The following is a 2,330-nucleotide window of genomic DNA, read 5'->3' as shown; positions in this document are numbered from 1 at the left end:
GTGCAGCTGCGGCTGGCGCGGGCCGAGCACCCCCGTCCCCTGGGACGAGCTGGCCGAGGACGGTCTGGAGGAACTGGACGTCTCGGGGCCGCGCCGGGACTGGAGCGAGCACATCCGCACGGTCGAGGGGCGGACCGTGCCGCTGCCGGACGACCTGGCCCAGTTGCTGAGCACCCTGGAGGAGAAGCTGTTCGCACTGGCCGAGGACGCGCCGGCCGCCGCGCTGCGGGCCGTCGCCGCCCTGGACCGGCTGACCCGGCGGGCCGGCCGGGAGGCGGCCTGCCTGATCGAGGAGGACGGCGACCAGCGCTGGGACGACCTCGGCCGGGCCCTCGGCATCGACGCCGACCGGGCCCGGTCCCTCGTCACCCGCTACCTGCTGTTCCACTGAGCCGGCCCCGCCCCCTGCGGCCCGGCCGGTCACCGGGCCGCCGCGAGCGCCAGGGCCGCGACCGCCAGGGCGAGGAACAGGACCGGGAAGGCGATCGTGCGCCACACCCGCGCCCGCACATGAGCGGCCACCGCGCCGACGTAGAACAGCACCAGGCCGGTGCCGGCGGCGATGCCCAGCGGGCGTACGCCCAGCAGCCCGAGCAGCAGCCCGGCCGCGCCCGCGGCCTTCAGCAGCGCCAGCGGGGGAAGCCGGCGGGGCGGCACGCCGACCGCGGCCGCGTTGGCGAGGACGAACGGTGCCTTCGCCAGGTCGGCCGCCGCGATGCCCGCGTTGGCCAGGACGGTCGCACAGGTGACGGTCAGAAAGGCGAGGTTCATGCCGTCCACGCTCGCCGGAGGGTCGCCGCCCCGTCCAATACCAGCTTCTATAACCTCTTGGAATGGATGTCGACTCGCGTCTGCTGCGTTCCTTCCTGGCCGTCGCCGAGGAGGGCAGCCTGGTCCGGGCCGCCGAGCGGGTGTTCGTGTCCCAGCCGGCGCTGACCAAGCAGATCCGGCAGCTGGAGAACCGCCTCGGGGTCCGGCTCTTCACGCGCTCGCGCACCGGGATGGCCCTGACGGACGCCGGCCGGGAACTCGCCCGCCGCGCCCCGGAGGTGCTCGCGGCCTGGGACGACGCCCTGCGCGCCGCGCGGGCCGCCGGTCGGCGCACGGCCCGGGTGCTGCGCGTGGGGTTCGTCGCGAGCGCGGCCAACGAGGCGACGCCGGGGATCGTCGCGGAGTTCGCCCGGCGGCGGCCCGGGTGGCGTGCCGAACTGCGGCAGGCGGCCTGGACGAACCCGAGCGCGGGCCTGGCCGACGGCGAGGTGGACGCGGCACTGCTGCGGCTGCCGTTCCCGGGCCAGGCGGCGCTGCGGGTCGAGGTGCTGTTCAGCGAGGAGCGGTGGGTGGCGTTGCCGAGCACGCACCGCCTCTCGGGGCGCGCGGAGATCGCCTTCCGGGAGCTGTGGGACGAGCCGTTCGTGGCGGCGCCGCCGGAGACCGGTGCCTGGCGCGACCACTGGCTGGCCGCAGATGAGCGCGAGGGCCGCTCGGTCCGCGTCGGCGCGGTCACCGAGCAGCCCGACGACTGGCTGAGCGCCATCGCCAGCGGGTACGGCATCGCCCTCGCGCCCGAGTCCGCCGCGCGGTTCTACGCCCGTCCGGGCGTGGTCTACCGTCCGGTCACCGGGGTGAGCCCGAGCCGGGTGGCCGTGGCCTGGGCGCCGGCCGACGACCACAACCCGGTCGTACGGGACTTCGTCCGCTGTTGCCTGGACCTGGCCGGCACCCCGTGACCACGCCCTCGTGACCGCGGCCGTACGCCGGGTCCCGCTAGGCCGTCGGCGCGACGGCCCGGCCGGTCTGCGGGGAGATCATGCCCGCGCACAGGCCCTTGGCCGCCAGTGTCCGGGCGATGCCCGGAACGGCTGCGAGGGTGTTCGCCGGCCATTCGTGCATGAGGATGATCTGACCGTTGGTCAGCCGGGACACGGCCCGCACGATCGCGTCGGTGCTCGCGCCGTTCCAGTCCTGCGAGTCGACGTCCCAGACGATCTGCGTCAGGCCGTACTTGGCCGCCACCGCCCGGACCGTGGTGTTGGTCTCGCCGTACGGCGGCCGGAACAGCTTCGGCGTACCGCCGCCGGCCGCGGCGATCGCCTGCTGGGTGCGGGAGATCTCGGAGTCGATCTGCGCCTGGCTCTGCTGGACCAGGTGCGGATGGGTGTAGCTGTGGTTGCCGATCCACATGCCGGCGTTCGCCTCGGCCCGCACCTGGGCCGGGTAGGCGGCGGCGTACTGTCCCTCGTTGAACATCGTGGCCCGCAGCCCGTTCTGCTTCAGGGCGTTGAGCAGGGCCGGTGTGTGGTTCGCGGACGGTCCGTCGTCGAAGGTGA

At 74.9% G+C, this 2,330-nt stretch carries 4 protein-coding genes; 2 read left to right on the top strand and 2 right to left on the bottom strand.

What is annotated here, in order from left to right; genetic code table 11:
• Positions 1-391: hypothetical protein (locus tag CCN44_RS39645; protein ID WP_086703964.1), on the top strand; the 391-nt coding region annotated here is incomplete at its 5' end.
• A gap of 29 nt (positions 392-420) precedes the next feature.
• Here CCN44_RS39645 and CCN44_RS39640 read toward each other — a convergent pair.
• Positions 421-771 carry a DoxX family protein gene (locus tag CCN44_RS39640; protein ID WP_086703961.1) on the bottom strand — a complete coding sequence of 117 codons (351 nt, stop codon included), beginning with the start codon at positions 769-771 and terminating at the stop codon, positions 421-423.
• Between the two features lie 62 nt (positions 772-833).
• On the opposite strand from CCN44_RS39640, the gene CCN44_RS39635 reads away from it, so the two are divergent.
• A complete protein-coding gene (locus CCN44_RS39635) occupies positions 834-1,730 on the top strand; it encodes a LysR family transcriptional regulator (RefSeq protein WP_086703958.1) in 897 nt (298 codons plus the stop codon).
• Between the two features lie 37 nt (positions 1,731-1,767).
• On the opposite strand, the gene CCN44_RS39630 is transcribed toward CCN44_RS39635, so the two are convergent.
• The coding region (locus tag CCN44_RS39630) for a polysaccharide deacetylase family protein (RefSeq protein WP_086703954.1) at positions 1,768-2,330 on the bottom strand (563 nt) is incomplete at its 5' end.

Source organism: Streptomyces tricolor (genome assembly GCF_002155905.1).
Taxonomy (GTDB): Bacteria; Actinomycetota; Actinomycetes; order Streptomycetales; family Streptomycetaceae; genus Streptomyces; species Streptomyces tricolor.
The sequence above is the reverse complement of the archived record's forward strand: the minus strand, read 5'-3'. Positions and strand labels throughout refer to the sequence as shown.

What these genes read in the sequence shown, in the direction of transcription:
- CCN44_RS39640 (WP_086703961.1), bottom strand. Translation starts at nt 771, where the DNA reads ATGAACCTCGCCTTTCTGACCGTCACCTGTGCGACCGTCCTGGCCAAC.
- CCN44_RS39635 (WP_086703958.1), top strand. Translation starts at nt 834, where the DNA reads ATGGATGTCGACTCGCGTCTGCTGCGTTCCTTCCTGGCCGTCGCCGAG.